The sequence below is a fragment of the Bacillus sp. Au-Bac7 genome (assembly GCF_021341655.1).
GTDB lineage: Bacteria > Bacillota > Bacilli > Bacillales > Cytobacillaceae > Niallia.
This window is the reverse complement of the sequence record NZ_JAJTTG010000066.1, coordinates 1-279: the sequence shown is the minus strand read 5'-3', so window position 1 is coordinate 279 and position 279 is coordinate 1. Positions and strand designations below refer to the sequence as shown.

At 35.8% G+C, this 279-nt stretch carries 1 protein-coding gene; it reads right to left on the bottom strand.

The features are described 5' to 3' along the window. Window positions 1-203 precede the first annotated feature (203 nt). Window positions 204-279 (bottom strand): flagellin (locus tag LXM54_RS28665; protein WP_442780554.1); only part of this gene is annotated, 76 nt, incomplete at its 5' end.

Below are 279 nucleotides of genomic sequence, written 5' to 3'. Positions count from 1 at the left end.
CAATTAACTAGTAGATTATTCCAACAACAAGCTTTCTAACAGTTCTTTTCCTGTCCTAAAAATAATAATAATCTATCAAACTAAGAAGGAACAATACGCTCGTTTTAAAGATTTATGTGAATGAATCAGATTACGTATAAAATGAACAGCAAAAAGGACCGCCTGAAAACCAGGCAGTCCCTTTCCAAAAGGTATGCAACCAATTATTGAAGTAATTGAAGTACGCCTTGTGGTTGTTGGTTTGCTTGAGCAAGCATTGATTGAGCTGCTTGAGCAAGG